This is a genomic window from Micromonospora sp. WMMD1128, assembly GCF_027497235.1.
GTDB lineage: Bacteria > Actinomycetota > Actinomycetes > Mycobacteriales > Micromonosporaceae > Micromonospora.
The window spans coordinates 890,550-907,574 of the sequence record NZ_CP114902.1; the positions used below are offsets into that span (position 1 = coordinate 890,550).

Below are 17,025 nucleotides of genomic sequence, written 5' to 3' on the forward strand. Positions count from 1 at the left end.
CCGGTCAGCGCCCCCGGCCGTACATCAGCTTGGCCACCCTGACCAGGCGCGCGACGTCGGCCGGGGTGCGCTCGAACGTCATGGCCGGCAGCAGCGAGCGCGCCCGACGTCGGGTGACCGCCTTGGCCCGGCCGAACTCGCGCAACCCGTCCTCACCGTGGATCCGGCCGAAGCCGGACTCGCCGGTCCCGCCGAACGGCAGCGTCGACATGCCGGCGAAGGTGAGCGCCGAGTTGACCGAGGCCATCCCGGAGCGCAGCCGCCGCGCCACGGCCACCGCCCGCGCCCGGCCGAAGACCGAACCCCCGAGGCCGTACGGCAGCGCGTTGGCGCGCTCGACGGCCTCGTCGACGTCGCGGACCCGGTTGACGGTGAGCGTCGGGCCGAACGTCTCCTCGCGTACGGCGGTCGAGTCCTCCGGCACGTCGACGAGCACGGTCGGGTGCACGTACGGCGGTTGGACCGCCTCCGGGCCGCCGAGCACCGCCCGGCCGCCCCGGGCGACCGCGTCGTCGATGTGCCGGCGGATGACGTCGATCTGGGCCGGCATGGTGATCGGGCCGAGGTCGGCCCCGTCGGCGCCGACGGTCAACCGGCCGGCCCGCGCCGTCACCCTGTCGACGAAGGCGTCGAAGACCTGGTCGACCGCGTAGACCCGCTCGATGCCGATGCAGGTCTGCCCGGCGTTGGTCAGCCCGCCCCACACGGCCGCGTCGGCGGCGGCGTCCAGGTCGGCGTCCGCGTCCACGATCATGGCGTCCTTGCCGCCGGCCTCCAGCAGCACCGGGGTGAGCGTCTCGGCGCAGGCCGCCATGACCTTCTTCGCGGTGGCGGTCGAGCCGGTGAAGGCCACCTTCGCCACCCCGGAGCGGCACAGCGCCGCGCCGACGTCGCCCAGCCCGTGCACCGCCTGGAACACCTGCTGCTCCGGCACCACCTCGGCGAACCGGTCGACAAGCCACTGGCCCACGGCCGGGGTGTACTCGCTCGGCTTGAACACCACCGCGTTGCCGGCGGCCAGCGCGTACGCGGCGGAGCCGATCGGGGTGAACACCGGATAGTTCCACGGGCCGATCACGCCGACCACCCCGTACGGCTGGTATTCGAGGTGGCCGGTGAACTCGGCGAGGATCAGCCGGGAGCGGACCCGCCGGGGCCCGAGCACCCGCCGCGCGTTGCGGGCGGCCCAGTCGATGTGCTCCAGCGCGGTGAGGACCTCCACCACCGCGTCGCCGACCGGTTTGCCGCTCTCAAGGTGCATCAGGTCGGCCAGCTCCTCGATGCGCCGGGCCAGCACGCCGCGCCAGCGCTGGAGCCGGTCCCGGCGGCCGGTGAAGCCGAGCCCGGCCCACCAGTCGGCGGCGGCGCGGGCCCGGTCGACGGTGGCGCGCACGTCCGCCTCGGTCGCCACCGGGAGCCGCCCGGCCTCCGCGCCGGTCGCCGGGCTGGTCGACACCAGTCGACCGGCCTCGATGAGCGGGGTTCCGGGGACATGCACACTGGTCATGGCCGCAGTGTAAACCCGAACGTTACTCACTGGTAGGTGTCGCGGGCCGCGCAAGCAGGTCGTACCGACGGTCGTCATATCGACGCATGTGATAGCCGATCGCGCCCTTCCCGCCCACCCGAACGGCGAACGGGAGATGACCGGCCGGGGTCACGGGGGTGACCACGCGGTGGTGGGGAGCCACTACGGTGACGTGGCAGGCTGACCGCGGGGCGATGTGGGGTGGAGGTCGACTTGTCGATGGAGGAGCATCCTGAGCTGATGCCGTTGCTGACGGTGTCCGGCGGGGCGATGCGTGGGCTGAGTTTCCGGATCGGCCGGGGCGTGCAGGTGATCGGCCGCGCGCCGGAAGCCGACGTCGTGCTCGCCGACGCGCACCTGAGCCGGCGGCACGCAAGCGTCCAGGCCACCGGCGAGGGGGTGCTGCTCACCGACCTCGGCTCGACGAACGGCACCTGGCTCAACGACACCCGGGTCGTCGGCAGCGTGCCGGTCTCCGACGGGGACGTGATCCGGCTCGGCCGGACCGACCTGCGTCTCTACGACCCGGGCGTGGCCCGGACCGACCCGGTCGGGATGAACTTCGGCCGCCCGCGCCGCGACCAGCGGCCCACGCTGCCGCTGCCGGTCCCGGCACCCAGGCATCCGATCGAGGCGCGCACCCCGCAGCCCGCCGACGCGAGCTGACCGCACGCGCCCCGCGCGCTCGCTTTCCCGTGAAACAGGGGAGTGGGGCGGGGTGTGTGGGGTGGGGACATGGAACTCGGCGGGGGTGGTGTGTCAGTGTGCGCGGATGCGGAGCGCACGGCACATGGTCCAGGCGAACGGCATCACCCAGGCGGTCCGGGTGGCCGGGCCGCCGGACGGCGTGCCGGTGCTGCTCGTGCACGGCAACGTCTCGTCGTCGGCGTTCTGGGAGCCGCTGCTGTCCCGGCTGCCGGAGACGCTCCGGGTGGTCGCCCCCGACCTGCGCGGATACGGCGAGACCGACACCGCCCCGGTCGACGCCACCCGAGGGCTGAGGGACTTCGCCGACGACGTGGCCGCCCTGCTCGACGGCCCCGGGCTGTTCGCGCCCGGGGCCCGGCCGGTGGTGGTCGGGCACTCCCTCGGCGGCGGGGTGGCGATGCGGCTGCTCGTCGACCAGCCGGAGCGGGTGGCCGCCCTGTTGCTGGAGGCGCCGGTCTCCCCGTACGGCTTCGGCGGCACCCGGGATCTCGACGGCACCCCCACCACGCCCGACTTCGCCGGCACCGGCGCGGGCGGCGCGAACCCCGACTTCGTGGCCCGGCTCGCCGCCGGTGACCGGGGCGCGGACGGCCCGACCAGCCCGCGCACCGTGCTGCGCACCGCCTACGTGGCCGATCCGGTGTCCCTCGGCGAGCACGAGGACCTGCTGCTGGAGAGCATGCTGACCACCGCCACCGGGGACGACAACTACCCGGGCACGGCGGTCGCCTCGGCCCACTGGCCGGGGACCGCCGCCGGGCCGCGCGGTGTGCTCAACACCCTGGCCCCGGCCCACTTCCGGCTCGCCGACGAGTTGGTCGCCGTCCCGGTCAAGCCGCCGGTGACCTGGGTACGCGGTGACGCCGACGTGATCGTGTCGGACACCTCGCTGTTCGACCTGGCGTACCTCGGTCAGCTCGGGATCGTGCCCGGCTGGCCGGGCGCGGACGAGTGCCCGCCGCAGCCGATGGTGGGGCAGACCCGCGCGGTGCTGGACCGCTACGCGGCGGCCGGCGGGGCGTACCGGGAGGTGGCGCTGCCGGGCTGCGGGCACAGCCCGCACCTGGAACAGCCGACCGAGTTCGTCGCCGAACTGCTGGCGCTCGCCGGGGTGCCCACGCCCGGCTGAGGCGTGGTGCGTGAAATATCCCACGGCGTCTCGACAACGCAGCGTCACATGGCAGACTCCGGCGCATAACCTTAGCGGCCGTTCAAGTCGGTAACGGCGGAGGCAACCGAGGGAGGCCGGTCGTGGCGCGCGAGTTCACCAGGGTGGGCGTGGTGGGTCTGGGCACCATGGGTGCCGGCATCGTCGAGGTGTTCGCCCGCAACGGACTCGACGTGACCGCCGTGGAGATCTCCGAGACCGCGCTGGAGCGGGGCCGGGTCACCCTGACCGGCTCCACCGACCGCGCCGTGGCCAAGGGCAAGCTCGCCGAGACCGACCGGGACGCCCTGATGGCGCGGGTCGACTTCCGGGTCGGGCTGGACGCCCTGCACGACGTGGACCTGGTGATCGAGGCGGTGCCCGAGCACCTCGACCTGAAGCAGCGGATCTTCGCCGAGCTGGACCGGGTCTGCAAGCCCGAGGCCATCCTCGCCACCAACACGTCGTCGCTGAGCGTAACCGAAATCTCCGTCGCCACCAGCCGGCCGAACCAGGTCATCGGCATCCACTTCTTCAACCCGGCGCCGGTGATGAAGCTGGTCGAGGTGGTCCGCACGGTGGTCACCTCGGCCGACGTGGTGGCCGACGTGGAGGGGCTGTGCGCGCGGCTCGGCAAGGTCGACGTGACGATCAGCGACCGGGCCGGCTTCATCGCCAACGCGCTGCTGTTCGGCTACCTGAACCACGCCGTCGGCATGTTCGAGGCCCGCTACGCCACCCGCGAGGACATCGACGCCGCCATGAAGCTCGGCTGCGGCCTGCCGATGGGCCCGCTGGCGCTGATGGACCTGATCGGCCTGGACACCGCGTACGAGATCCTCGACACGATGTACCGGCGCGGCGGCCGGGACCGCCGGCACGCCCCGGCCCCGCTGCTCAAGCAGATGGTCACCGCCGGGCTGCTCGGCCGGAAGTCCGGGCGCGGCTTCTACACCTACGAGCGGCCGGGCTCACCGAAGGTCGTACCCGACGAGCACACGCCGGTGGCCGCGGACGCCGCGCCCGCCGACGGCGCCCGTGCCGTCGCGAAGGTCGGTGTCGTCGGCTCCGGCACCATGGCCACCGGCATCATCGAGGTCTTCGCCAAGGCCGGCTACGAGGTCGTCTCGGTGACCCGGGGCGCGGAGAAGTCCGCCACGGTCTGCGAGGCGGTCAAGACGTCGCTCAACAAGGGCGTGGTCCGGGGCCGGCTCGCCGAGACCGACCGGGACGCCGCGCTCGGCCGGGTCACCTGGTCCGCCACGCTCGAACACCTCGCCGACGTCGACCTGGTGGTCGAGGCCGTGGTCGAGGAGTTGAGCGTCAAGAAGGCGCTGTTCGCCAGCCTGGACGAGATCTGCAAGCCGGGCGTCGTGCTCGCCACCACCACCTCGTCGCTGCCGGTCATCGACGTGGCGATGGCCACCCAGCGCCCGGCCGACGTGGTCGGCCTGCACTTCTTCAACCCGGCGCCGGTGATGCCGCTGGTGGAGGTCGTGCGGACTATCCGCACCTCCGGCGAGACCTCGGCCACCGCCCGCGCGGTCTGCGCGGCGCTCGGCAAGACCGCCGTGGTCTGCGGCGACCGGTCCGGCTTCATCGTCAACGCGCTGCTCTTCCCGTACCTGAACGACGCGGTGAAGATGCTGGAGGCCAGCTACTCCACCGCCGACGACATCGACCACGCGATGAAGCTCGGCTGCGGCTACCCGATGGGCCCGTTCGAGCTGCTCGACGTGGTCGGCCTGGACGTCTCGCTGGCCATCCAGCGGGAGCTGTACCTGGAGCTGCGCGAGCCCGGCTTCGCGCCGGCGCCGCTGCTGGAGCACCTGGTCACCGCCGGCTACCTGGGGCGTAAGACCGGCCGCGGGTTCCGCGACCACACCAACCGCTGAGCGGGTCAAACGGCCCGCGCCGCTGACGGCGTCCTGCCCCCGGAGGGGCGCGCCCGTACCAGGATCGCCCGGAGGTCGGCCGTACGCTGGTAACCGTGAGCCCTCGTCGCAATCGGCCCCGCCGGGATGACAGCACCGGCCTGGACGCCGAACGAGCCCGACACGGCGTGTCGACCGTGCAGCAGTGGCGCGACGGCGACTGGCAGGTGCGCGCGGTCAGCGGCGGGGCGTCCGCCAAGACGTACCGCTGTCCCGGTTGTGACCAGGAGATCCGGCCCGGCGTGGCGCACCTGGTGGCCTGGCCGGCGGACGACCGGGGTGACCTGACCGACCGCCGGCACTGGCACAGTGGCTGCTGGCGGGCCCGGGACCGGCGCCTGCCGAACCTCCAGCGCGGTCGCGGCGCCCCCCGCCACGGCTGAGCGATCTGGATCACCAGGTTCCCGCCCCGGCGGGCGGCGCGACCGGCGACGCGGGAGACTGGGGCGGTGAGCACTCCGATCCGCGCCTCGTCGATCCTGCCCGGCCGCCGGGAAGACATCGAGCTGCACACCGCCGACGGGCTGACGCTCGTCGGCGAGCTGGCCCGGCCGCTGGAACGTACGCCGGTCGGCACCCTGGTCTGCCTGCACCCGCTGCCCACCCACGGCGGGATGATGGACAGCCACGTGTTCCGCAAGGCGGCCTGGCGGCTGCCCGCGTTGGCCGATCTGGCCGTGCTCCGGTTCAACACCCGGGGCACCAGCAGCGTCCGCGGCACCAGCGAAGGCACGTTCGACAACGCCGTCGACGAGCGGTTCGACGTGGCCGCCGCGATCGAGTACGCCGAATTCCACGAGCTGCCGAACATCTGGCTGGTGGGCTGGTCCTTCGGCACCGACCTGGCGTTGAAGCACGGCTGCGACCCGGCGGTGGCCGGCGCGATCCTGCTCTCCCCGCCGCTGCGCTACTCCGCCCCGGAAGACCTCCAGGTGTGGGCCGACTCGGGTCGGCCGCTCACCGCCCTGGTGCCGGAGTTCGACGACTACCTGCGCCCCGAGGAGGCCCGGCGGCGGTTCGCCGCGATTCCACAGGCCGAGGTGGTCGGCGTGGACGGCGCCAAGCACCTCTGGGTCGGCGACGCGGAGAAGGTCCTCGACGAGATCGTCCGGCGGGTCGCCCCGGCCGTGCCGTTGCCGCTGCCGACCACCTGGGACGGCCCGATGGAGACCGGCGACGTCAGCGCCTACGCCGACCGCACGGTGGCCGCGTTCGCCGACACCCCGGTCCCCGGGCCGGAGCAGCGGAACGCCGGGTAACGCTCAGCGCGCGTCCTGCCGGGGCAGCACCACCTCGCGGAGGATCAGCTGCAACGCGGCCACCGTGGGGATCGCGATCAGCGCGCCCACCACGCCCAGCAGCGACACCCCGAGCAGCGCGGCGAGCAGTGCGGCCACCTCGTTCACCGACACCGCGCGGCGCATGATCTTCGGGTAGATCAGGTAGTTCTCCACCTGCTGGTAGACCACGAAGAACACGAGGCAGGCGATGCCCACCGGCAGGTCGGTGGCGAGGCCGACGAGCGTCACCACCACCGCGCCCAGGGTCGCCCCGATCTGCGGGATCAGGTCGGTCACCGCGACCACCACGGCCAGGGCGAACGGGTACGGCAGATCGATCACCATCGCGAAGACGAACGTGCTCGCCCCGGCCAGCACCGCGATGGCAAGCGCGCCGACCATGTACGCGCCGACCCGGGCCAGGATCTCGTCGCCGATCAGCCGCACCCGTTCCCGGCGGGAGCGCGGCACCAGCGCGTAGCCGAGGTTGCGCAGCTTGTCGAAGTAGGCCAGGAAGTAGATCGTCAGCACCAGCACGGTCAGCACCCGGAAGAGCGTGCCGAAGATCAACTGTGCGCCGCCCAGCACGCCGCCGAGCGCCCGGCCGATCGTGTCGGCGTTCGCCGCCGACCGGACCCGCTCCATCACGTCGTACCGGACCACGAGATCGTTCACCGTGGGATTGCGCCGCAGGTCCTCGACGTAGCCGGGCAGCTGTTGGATGAACTGCCCGGACTGGGTCACCACCGGGGGCACCAGCGCCAGCAGGCCGCCGACGATGAGCAACACCACGGTCAGCGACACCACCGCCACGGCCAGCCCGTGCGGCAAGCCCCAACCGCGCAGCCGGACCACCGCCGGGTGCAGGCCCACCGCGAGGAAGAGCGCGATCACCACGAGCACCAGGATGCCGGCCGCGTTCCGCACGCCCAGGAACAACGCGTACGCCAGCAGCACGCCGAGCGCGCCGGTGAAGCCGACCAGGAAGCTGTTGCGTCGCAGTGGCCGCCCGGGCACCCCGAACCGCCCCGACGGTTCGAACTCACTCGGCTCGATGTCGGTGGCCGCGCTGCCCGCGCTGCCCGCGCTGGCCGCGCTGGCCGCGCTGGCCGCGCTGCCGGCGCTGCCCGCGCTGCCGGCGCTGCCCGCGGCGTCACCGGTGGGCGCGCTCGCGGACCTGCCGCTGTGCTTGAGGTAGGTGCTGTCGGTGTCGGTGTCGGTGCCCGTGTCGCTGCCGGTGCCGGTGTCCGAGGTGTCGGTGCTTCCGGCCTCGGCGACCGGGCCGGGTCCGGCGTGGGCGTCGCGGGTTGTGCCGGAACCCGGAGGTCGGGCGGGAGCGCCGTCCCCCAGGGCGGCGGTGCCGGGCGGTGCCGGGCTGTCGTCCTGGCCGGTGAACTCCGGCTCCGGGCGTAGCGCCTCGAACGGGTCGTCGTCCGGGGCTGCGGATCCCTCCTGCGACACCCGTGCCCTCCCGGCTACCCGTTGCCCCGCTCGGCGCGGCGGAGCGACTCGTGACGGGCCGCGTGTCGCCGACGCCGCTGCCCTCTGCCCGCAGGGTAGCCGCCTCCGCCTGCGCCGACCATCCCTCCACCACCTCCCGCCGTCCGGCTGTCCGGTGAGCGCCCGCGGGCCGTCTCCATCGCCTCAACGAACGTGGCGGACGTGGCGGACGTGGTGGCCGGTCGGCGGTACCAGTTCGGTCCAGGGCACGCCAGATGCCGCAGTTCCCCCGACCTGGCGTGGACGTGCCGGGATGGGGAGTGGGCCTCCGGCCGAAGCCGATCCACGGGTCCGCATCCCGTCCACGGGTCCGCCGGTCTGGGTGCCATCCCGCTCTGCGACGACGCGCCCCGCCGCCCCGTATCCGCCCGACCCGCCCGACCCGCCCCCCCGCGACGCCCACCGTCCCTCCCGTCAACCGAGACCGATCTCCCATCATGCGGAACAGCCGAGATCTTGGTACGAAACGGCCCCTCTGGGGGCCGTTTCGTACCAAGATCTCGGAGCGGCAGGGCACTTCGCCGGGTGGTCCAGGAGTTGGCGACGCGGATCGGCGGTGGTGGCGTCGGTTCGGTGAGGTGGTGTGGTCGGGGAGCGTCGGATACCGCCGTCTCGGCGAGCTGGCGTTTGATCTTGGCGCGGCGGAACCTGGCCGGTGGCCGGTGGCCGGTGGCCGGTGGCCGGTGGCCGGTGGCGGGTGGCCGGTGGCGGGTGACTTGTGGCGGGGTCAGTCCTTGTCGACGGTGACCGCGCTGGGCTTGGCGCTGCGCTCGTCCGTGGTGGGCTTGGTCGGGCGTTTGCCGTTCTCACCGGTGCTGGTGATCTTCGTGGGGGTGGCGCCCCGACCGCCCTCGCCCGGTACGGCGGCCACGGTGGGTTCCCCGTCGACGCCCGCGCCGGCGGCCGAGTCCATCGTGGTCACCGGCTCGGCGATCGGCTTCGCCTGCCCGCCCTCCGCCGGCTCACCATTCGTCCGGCTTCCGCCCTGGTCCGGCCCGGCGCCGTTGACGGTCACCGCGGCCGTGCCCTTCGCCGTGCCGCTGCCCACCAGGGCGCCGTCGCCGGCCGGGAGCGCACCGTCATCAGCCCGCCGTCCGCCGTCATCTCCCGGTCGGCTGCCGTTGGCGGCGGTGGCGAGGTCGCCCGGGTCGACCGGGGTGGCCGAGATGCCCGCCGACTCGGCGTCCCGACGCAGCGTCGTGAGCCGGTCCTGCAGGTCGTCGGACTCCTGCCGGGACTTCCACGTCTCGGTGCGCAGGTCGGCCAGCTCCTGCTGCGCCTTGGCGATCTCCAGCATCACCCCGGCGAGCTGTTGCCGGCCCGCGGCCACCTCCTGCTGGGTGGCGGCGAGGTGCTGCTGGGTGGTGGCCAGGTGCTGCTGGGTCGTGGCCGCGTACTCCTCGAACTGGCGGCGCGAGGCCGCGACGTGCTCGTCGGCCCGGCGGCGCTGCTCGGCGGCGTCCGCCTCGGCGCGGCGCAGCAGCTCGGCGGCCTCCAGCTCGGCCTGCTGCCGCATGGTGAGCGCGTCGGCCTCGGCGGCCTGCCGGATGCTCGCGGCGTTCTGCTCGATCTCGTCCCGCCGGGTCGCGTACGCCTGCTCCAGCTCCTGTTGCCGGCCGGTGTGCTGCTTCTCCAACTCGTCGCGGCGCTTGGCGAACTCCTGCTCGGCGGCGGCGTGGCGCTGGGCCAGCTCCTTCTCCGCCTTCTCCCGCTGCCCGGCGACCTCCTTCTCCACCCCGGCCCGCCACGCGCCCAGCTCCTGCTGGGTCTGGGCGCGGGACTGCTGCACGTACGCCTCGGTCTCGGTGCGCATCCGCTGCACGTACGCGTCGACCTCGGCGCGGTTGCGCTTGCCGGCCTCGGCGGCGTCGGTGGTGAGGCGGCTGGCTTCGGTGCGGGCCCGGCCGCGGGTGGCCTTGGCGGCCTCCTCCGCGTCGTCCACGATCTTCTTGGCCTCGGCCAGCGCCTTGGCGTGGGTGGCCCGGCCGGCCTCGGCGGCGGCGTCGGTGAGCCGCTTCGCCTCCTGCTGACCCTTGGCGTGCACCTCCTTGGCCGCCTCGCGCAGTTGATTCGCCTCCTGTTGCGCCTTGGCCACCGCCTCCTTGGCGGCCTCGCGCAACCGGGCGGCCTCCTGCTGGGCCCGGGAATGGATCTCCTTGGCGGTGTCCCGGAGCTGGGTGGCTTCCTGCTGGGCCTTGGCCAGCGCGTCCTGGGCGGTCCGGCGCAGCTTCTCGGCCTCGTCCTGGGCGGCCGTACGCAGCTTCGTGGACTCGTCCTTGGCGGCTTTCAGGGTGGCCTCCGCCTCGGCCTTACGGGCGGCGGTGTGCCGCTCCTCCTCGGCCCGGCGGGCGGCGAGCGCGATCTCGAAGTCCTTGAAGGCGTGCGCGGCCTGCTCCCGCGCCTCCTCGACGATGTGCTCGGCGGCGGCCCGGCGGGCCTCGATCTCCTCGTTGGCGGCGGCGAGGATGTCGTCGGCCTGCTCCTCGGCCATGGTGAGGATCTGCTCGACCCGGGGCCCGAGGTGCCGGAACGAGGCGCGGTCGACCACGCCCACCTGCTTGCGCACCTGGGCGAGGTCGCGTTGGAGCACCTCCACCTGACCCGCCAGCTTGTGGATCTGGGTGTACGCCTGCTCCCGCTCGGTGGTCAGCGCCGCGATCTCGTGTTCCGCGCGGGCGACGTAGCGGTCGACCTGTCGTTTCTCATATCCCCGCAGCGCGGACTCGAAGCTGGGTTCCGTAGTCACGTCCCCGCCGAGCGCGAACAGTTCCTCGCCGTGCGACATGCCTCCATCCTCACACGCATCCGGCTCTGCGGGGGCGATACGGACGCCCCTTCTGGGACCTACTTCACCCTCGTGGCGAAACGGGCCGGAGAAAGCATGACGGCGCGGGGTGGCACCGGTAACCCGGTGTCACCCCGCGCCGTGGCTCATGCCCCGTCAGCGGTTGGTGGCTCAGCCGGCCGACTCGGCCGTCACCTTCTGGCCGGAGGCGTCGGCCTTCGGCGTCTCGCCCTTGTTGCCGCCCGCCGGCACGCCCGGCACGATGCCGGCCAGACCGGAGAGCATCTGCCCGAGCTGCGAGGTGACCGCGTCCTTCTGGCGGGTCAGGTCCTCGACCTCGCGGCGGGCCGCCTGCGTGGTCAGCTCCGCCTCGGTGCGGGCCTCGTTGAGCACCCGCTGCGACTCGGCCCGCGCCTCGTTCAGCGTCTTGTCGGCAAGCGCCTTGGCCTTGTCGACCGTGTCGTTGGCGGTGCGCTCGGACTCGACCCGACGGGCCTCGGCCCGCTGCTCGATCTCCTTCGCCCGCTCCTGGGCGGCCCGGGCCCGCTGCTCGGCCTCGTTGACCATCTTCTGGGTCTGGGAGACCTGCGCGGCGTGTCGCGCCGACTCCTCGCGCTCGGCCTTCTCGCGCCGCTCGGCGAGCTGGAGCTCCAGGGCCTGGAGGTCCTTGTCGCGCTTGTCGCGCGCGTCGGTGAGCAGCTTGGTCGCCTCGGCCCGCTTCTCCTCGGCCTCCCGGGCGGCCTTGGCACGCTGCTGGGTGATCTCCCGCTCGGCGGTGGCGCGCAGGGTGGCGACCTCCCGCTCGACCGTCGACTTCAGCTCGGCCACCTCGTGCGCGGTGACCGTACGCAGCTGCTTGGTCTCCCGGTCCGCGTCGGCGCGCAGGGTGTCCGCCTCCCGGCGGGCCTGGACGCGGACCTCGGCGGCCTCACGCTCGGCGGCGGTGCGGACGCTGCCGGCCTCGCGCTCGGCGGTGGCCTTCATGGCGGCGGCCTCGGCGCGCGCCTTGTCCGTGATCTCCCGGGCCTCGAGGCGGGCGGCGGAGAGAATGCCCTCCGACTCGCGCTTGGCCTCGTTGCGGTGGTCGTTCGCCTGTTCCTCGGCCAGCCGGAGGATCTGCTCGACGCGGGTGCCCAGACCGGAGAGGGTCGGCCGGCTGTTCTCCTCGAGCTGCTTGTTGGTCTCGGTGAGCTTCTGCTCGAGCGCGCCCTGGCGCTGCTCGGCCTGCCGGAGACGGCGCTGGGCGTCGTTCATCCGCTGCTCGGCCTCGGCGCGGGCCTGCTCGGACTGGCTCAGTGCGGCGGTCAGCCGGCCGATGAAGTCGTCGACCTGGTTGGTGTTGTATCCGCGCAGGCCAACAGTGAAATCGGGCTGTGAGTTCGCGTTATCGAAGAACGCAAGAGGGGAGGACTGCTGCTGGGGCATTGGGACATACTCGCAGACGCCCCAGGGTGGTTCGCAAGAGTGGTCGGCACCTTTCGCGTCCTCTTTACATGGTCAACTCCTTCGACCGGGCGGACCGGGCCGAACGGCGATCTTGGCAGCTCCCGGGCGGGGCGGGCGGCGGCGGGACGGTGACGGGAAAGGGCCACGGGTCGACGCCCGTGGCCCTTTGTCATCACGTCTGTCTTCGCGACTGTCCCGGCGACAGTCGAATGGCGTCACGGTCGGCCGGAAAGGCAATCCGACACCACCGTACGGTCAGTGCCCGCGGAACCGGTTGATCGCGTTTTCGTGCCGCGACCGCAGCGCGGTGTCCCGGACGCCGAGCCCGTCGGTCGGGGCCAGGCAGCGCACGCCCACCTTGCCCTGGTGCGCGTTGCGGTGCACCTCGTACGCGGCCTGGCCGGTCTGCTCCAGCGGATAGGTCCGCGACACGGTCGGATGCACCTTGCCGAGCGCCACCAGCCGGTTGGCCTGCCACGCCTCGTGGTAGTTGGCGAAGTGGCTGCCGACGATGCGCTTGAGGTGCATCCACAGGTAGCGGTTGTCGTACTGGTGCAGATATCCGCTGGTGGAGGCGCAGGTGACAATCGTGCCGCCCTTCTTGGCGACGTAGACGCTGGCGCCGAAGGTCTCCCGGCCCGGGTGCTCGAACACGATGTCCGGGTCCTCGCCGCCGGTCAGCTCGCGGATCCGCTCGCCGAAGCGACGCCACTCGTCCTGGTCCTGCGTCTGCTCGTCGGACCAGAACCGGAAGCCCTCGGCGGTGCGGTCGATGACCAGCTCGGCGCCCATCCTCCGGCACAGCTCGGCCTTCTCCGGCGAGGAGACCACGCAGACCGGGATCGCCCCGCCACCGAGCGCCATCTGGGTGGCGTACCCGCCCAGGCCGCCGGAGGCGCCCCAGATCAGCACCACGTCGCCCTGCTTCATGTTGGCTCCGTGGTGTGAGACGAGCTGCCGGTAGGCGGTGGAGTTGACCAGCCCGGGGCTGGCCGCCTCCTCCCAGCTCAGGTGGCGCGGCTTCGGCATCAGCTGGTTGGCCTTGACCACGGCCAGTTCGGCGAGGCCGCCGAAGTTGGTCTCGAAGCCCCAGATCCGTTGCTGCGGGTCGAGCATCGTGTCGTCGTGGCCGGCCGCGTCCTCCAGCTCGACCGACAGGCAGTGCGCCACCACCTCGTCGCCGACCTTCCACTTCGTCACCCCGGGCCCGGTCCGCAGCACCACGCCGGCCGCGTCCGACCCGACCACGTGGTACGGCAGGTCGTGCCGGCGGGTCAGCTCGGAGAGCCGGCCGTAGCGCTTGAGGAACGTGAACGTGGGCAGCGGCTCGAAGATGCTCGTCCACACCGTGTTGTAGTTGATCGCGCTGGCCATCACCGCGACAAGCGCCTCACCCGGGCCCAGCTCGGGGGTGGGCACCTCCTGGACGTGCAGCGCCTTGCGCGGGTCCTTGTCCCGGGTGGCCAGGCCGTCGAACATGTGGGTGTCCTCGGCGCGGACCACCACGCCGCGGTAGCTCTCCGGCACCGGCAGGCCGGCGAGGCCGGCGAGGTCCCGCTCCGGCTGCGCCGAGCCCTCCGCCGTCATGATCGCTTCAAGGATGTCCTGCACGGTGACCTCCCGTTCGTCAGCACCCGCACCGGGGCAGGGGTGCTGCCATCGTCGGCGCGGTGCGACGGGACCGCCATGTCGGCGGTCGACACATCCGGCACCGGTCGCGCTCCTGTGCGGCGGGACGTTACTAAACGGTAGCTAAGGTCGGAAGTCCAGTGTGAAAAACTGCATCGGCCGATGCGTCGAGATGTCCGTGGGAACGCGCAACCACGCATGGCCGCGCGTCTTCCCACGTGTTAGGAGGGGGCCCCGGTTAACAGACGTCTGTTAACCGGGGCCCCCTCCTAACACCTCAGGCGGGCTGGACCAACTCGATCAGCACACCGCCGCCGTCCTTCGGGTGCACGAAGTTGACCCGGGAGTCCGACGTCCCGCGCCGCGGGGTCTCGTAGAGCAGCCGGACCCCACGCTCCCGCAACGCCGCACAGGTCGCGTCGATGTCGGCAACGGTGTACGCGACCTGCTGGATGCCGGGACCGCGCTTGTCGAGGAACTTGCCGATCGTCGAGTCGGGCGAGAGCGGGGCGAGCAACTGCACCATGCCGCCGGAGGTGTCCGGGCCGACCGCCAGCATCGCCTCGCGTACGCCCTGTTCCTCGTTCGTCTCGGTGTGCACGCAGCGCATGCCGAAGGTGCGCTGGTAGAAGTCGATCGCGGCGTCCAGGTCCGCGACAGCGATCCCGACGTGGTCGATGCGGCGCAGACCGATGTCTGTGACAAACTCGGCAGCGGGCTCGACGGAGGAGTTCTCAGCCATGACGCTAGTCTGACCGAACAATCGTTAAGGCGTACAGGTCGGCACCCCCCTCGGAGGCAGGCATGGCTTCGGTGATCGTCAGCGGCGCGCGGACCCCGATGGGCCGCCTGCTGGGCAACCTCAAGGATCTTCCGGCGACCAGGCTCGGCGGCATCGCGATCAAGGCCGCGCTGGAGCGCGCCGGCGTGGCACCCGACCAGGTGCAGTACGTGATCATGGGCCAGGTGCTCCAGGCGGGCGCCGGGCAGATCCCGGCCCGGCAGGCCGCCGTCGACGCGGGCATCCCGATGTCCACCCCGGCGTTGACCATCAACAAGGTCTGCCTCTCCGGCCTGGACGCCATCGCGCTTGCCGACCAGCTCATCCGGGCCGGCGAGTTCGACATCGTGGTGGCGGGCGGCATGGAGTCCATGACCAACGCCCCGCATCTGCTGCTCGGGCAGCGTGCCGGCTACAAGTACGGCGACGTCACGATCAAGGACCACATGGCCCTCGACGGGCTCACCGACGTCTGGGACTGCTGCTCGATGGGCGAGTCCACCGAGCGCCACGGCGCGAGGCACGGCATCACCCGCGAGGAGCAGGACGCCTTCGCCGCGGCCAGCCACCAGCGCGCCGCCGCCGCCCAGAAGAACGGCCACTTCGCCGAGGAGATCACCCCGGTGATCATTCCGCAGCGCAAGGGCGACCCGCTGGTGATCGACGAGGACGAGGGCATCCGGCCGGACACCACGGTCGAGTCGCTGGGCCGACTGCGCCCCGCCTTCAGCAAGGACGGGACGATCACCGCGGGCAGCGCCTCGCCGATCTCCGACGGCGCCGCCGCGGTGGTCGTGATGAGCAAGGCCAAGGCGACCGAGCTGGGGCTCACCTGGTTGGCCGAGGTCGGCGCGCACGGCAACGTGGCCGGGCCGGACAACTCCCTGCACTCGCAGCCGTCCAACGCGATCAACCACGCCCTGAAGAAGGGCGGCCTGGGCCTCGACGACCTCGACCTCATCGAGATCAACGAGGCGTTCGCGGCGGTCGGCATCCAGTCCACCCGTGACCTCGGGATCAGCGCCGACAAGGTCAACGTCAACGGCGGGGCCATCGCGCTCGGCCACCCGATCGGCATGTCCGGCGCCCGGCTGGTGCTCACGCTGGCGCTGGAGCTGAAGCGGCGGGGCGGCGGCACCGGCGCGGCTGCGCTCTGCGGCGGTGGCGGCCAGGGCGACGCGCTGATCATCCACGTGCCGACGGGCGGCGAGTCCCACGCGTGAGTGACGTGAACATCGCGGCCACCGGCCCGGTGCGCCGCAGCCGGGACGTACCCCTGCTGGTCGAACGGGCCCGCGCGGGCGACCCCCGCGCGGTGGCCCGGCTGATCACCCTGGTCGAGTCCGGCGACGAGACGCTGCCCCAGGTCGCGGCGGCGCTGGCACCCTATTCCGGGCACGCCCAGGTGGTCGGCCTGACCGGTTCGCCGGGCGTGGGCAAGTCGACCACCACGAACGAGCTGGTACGCGCGCTGCGCGCCCGCGGCCACCGGGTCGGTGTGCTGGCCATCGACCCGTCCAGCCCGTTCACCGGCGGCGCGATCCTCGGCGACCGGGTCCGGATGCAGGACCACGCCACCGACCCCGGCGTCTACATCCGCTCCATGTCCAGCCGGGGCCACCTCGGCGGGCTCTCCGCCGCCACCCCCCAGGCGGTACGCGTGCTGGAGGGCGCCGGCTGCGACGTGGTCCTCGTCGAGACCGTCGGGGTCGGGCAGGCCGAGGTGGAGGTGGCCTCGCTCGCGGACACCACGCTTGTGCTGCTCGCCCCCGGCATGGGTGACGCGATCCAGGCGGTCAAGGCCGGCATCCTGGAGATCGCCGACGTCTTCGTGGTCAACAAGGCCGACCGGGACGGCGTGGACGCCACCGTCCGCGACATCCAGGGCATGATCGCGCTCGGCGAACGCGGGCCGGGTGAGTGGCGCCCGCAGGTGGTGCGCGCGATCGCCGCCCGCGCCGAGGGCATCGACGACATCGCCGCCGCGATCGACAAGCACCGCGGCTGGCTGGAGCAGCACGACGAGCTGCGCCGCCGCCGGGAGGCGCGGGCCGCCGCCGAGATCGAGGCCATCGCGCTGGGCGCGCTGCGCGCCCGGATCGGCTCACTGCGCGACGGTACGCAGCTCCCGACGCTCGCCGCCAAGGTGGCCGAGGGCGCCCTCGACCCGTACGCGGCGGCGGACGAGTTGTTGGCCCAACTCGGCACCTGACTCCATGATCGACGGTCGGGGGGTGGGGCTTGTACGCTCCCGGGGTCGGGTTGGGCGAGGGTGATGGGGAGCAGG

General features: G+C 72.7%; 13 protein-coding genes. 7 read left to right on the plus strand and 6 right to left on the minus strand.

Going from position 1 to position 17,025, the window contains the following annotated elements; genetic code table 11:
* Positions 1–4: 4 nt before the first annotated feature.
* A complete protein-coding gene (locus O7602_RS04365; RefSeq protein WP_281586938.1) occupies positions 5–1,507 on the minus strand; it encodes an aldehyde dehydrogenase family protein in 1,503 nt (500 codons plus the stop codon).
* Positions 1,508–1,747: 240 nt separating this feature from the next.
* Between O7602_RS04365 and O7602_RS04370 the strand changes: the two genes are divergently transcribed.
* The 5 genes from O7602_RS04370 (at position 1,748) to O7602_RS04390 (ending at position 6,576) form a co-directional block, all read left to right on the plus strand.
* Positions 1,748–2,194: an FHA domain-containing protein gene (locus tag O7602_RS04370; protein WP_281586939.1), complete on the plus strand. Its 447-nt coding sequence runs from the start codon at positions 1,748–1,750 to the stop codon at positions 2,192–2,194.
* A gap of 106 nt (positions 2,195–2,300) precedes the next feature.
* Positions 2,301–3,365, plus strand: coding sequence for an alpha/beta hydrolase (locus tag O7602_RS04375; RefSeq protein WP_281586940.1), 1,065 nt, complete (start codon positions 2,301–2,303; stop codon positions 3,363–3,365).
* Positions 3,366–3,487: 122 nt separating this feature from the next.
* Positions 3,488–5,278 carry a 3-hydroxybutyryl-CoA dehydrogenase gene (locus O7602_RS04380; protein WP_281586941.1) on the plus strand — a complete coding sequence of 597 codons (1,791 nt, stop codon included), beginning with the start codon at positions 3,488–3,490 and terminating at the stop codon, positions 5,276–5,278.
* A gap of 95 nt (positions 5,279–5,373) precedes the next feature.
* Positions 5,374–5,700 (plus strand): hypothetical protein, encoded by a 327-nt coding sequence (locus tag O7602_RS04385; protein ID WP_281586942.1) that lies wholly within the window; start codon positions 5,374–5,376, stop codon positions 5,698–5,700.
* Between the two features lie 66 nt (positions 5,701–5,766).
* Positions 5,767–6,576: an alpha/beta hydrolase gene (locus O7602_RS04390; protein ID WP_281586943.1), complete on the plus strand. Its 810-nt coding sequence runs from the start codon at positions 5,767–5,769 to the stop codon at positions 6,574–6,576.
* A gap of 3 nt (positions 6,577–6,579) precedes the next feature.
* Here the strand turns inward: O7602_RS04390 and O7602_RS04395 are convergent, their stop codons facing one another.
* The 5 genes from O7602_RS04395 to mce form a co-directional block, all read right to left on the minus strand.
* Positions 6,580–7,653 carry an AI-2E family transporter gene (locus O7602_RS04395; protein ID WP_281590115.1) on the minus strand — a complete coding sequence of 358 codons (1,074 nt, stop codon included), beginning with the start codon at positions 7,651–7,653 and terminating at the stop codon, positions 6,580–6,582.
* A gap of 1,171 nt (positions 7,654–8,824) precedes the next feature.
* Positions 8,825–10,882 (minus strand): hypothetical protein, encoded by a 2,058-nt coding sequence (locus O7602_RS04400; RefSeq protein WP_281586944.1) that lies wholly within the window; start codon positions 10,880–10,882, stop codon positions 8,825–8,827.
* Between the two features lie 171 nt (positions 10,883–11,053).
* A complete protein-coding gene (locus O7602_RS04405; RefSeq protein WP_281586945.1) occupies positions 11,054–12,307 on the minus strand; it encodes a DivIVA domain-containing protein in 1,254 nt (417 codons plus the stop codon).
* Between the two features lie 276 nt (positions 12,308–12,583).
* Positions 12,584–13,939: a crotonyl-CoA carboxylase/reductase gene (ccrA, locus tag O7602_RS04410; protein WP_281586946.1), complete on the minus strand. Its 1,356-nt coding sequence runs from the start codon at positions 13,937–13,939 to the stop codon at positions 12,584–12,586.
* A gap of 295 nt (positions 13,940–14,234) precedes the next feature.
* Entirely contained in the window at positions 14,235–14,699 is a 465-nt protein-coding gene (gene mce, locus O7602_RS04415) for a methylmalonyl-CoA epimerase (RefSeq protein WP_281586947.1), read from the minus strand.
* A gap of 62 nt (positions 14,700–14,761) precedes the next feature.
* Here mce and O7602_RS04420 point away from each other — a divergent pair, with 62 nt between their 5' ends.
* Both O7602_RS04420 and meaB read left to right on the plus strand, forming a co-directional pair.
* Complete coding sequence (locus O7602_RS04420; RefSeq protein WP_281586948.1) at positions 14,762–15,961, plus strand: acetyl-CoA C-acetyltransferase; 1,200 nt, start codon at positions 14,762–14,764, stop codon at positions 15,959–15,961.
* Positions 15,958–16,950 carry a methylmalonyl Co-A mutase-associated GTPase MeaB gene (gene meaB, locus O7602_RS04425; RefSeq protein ID WP_281586949.1) on the plus strand — a complete coding sequence of 331 codons (993 nt, stop codon included), beginning with the start codon at positions 15,958–15,960 and terminating at the stop codon, positions 16,948–16,950. Before O7602_RS04420 ends, meaB begins: the two co-directional genes overlap by 4 nt.
* The last annotated feature ends 75 nt before the right edge of the window (positions 16,951–17,025 follow it).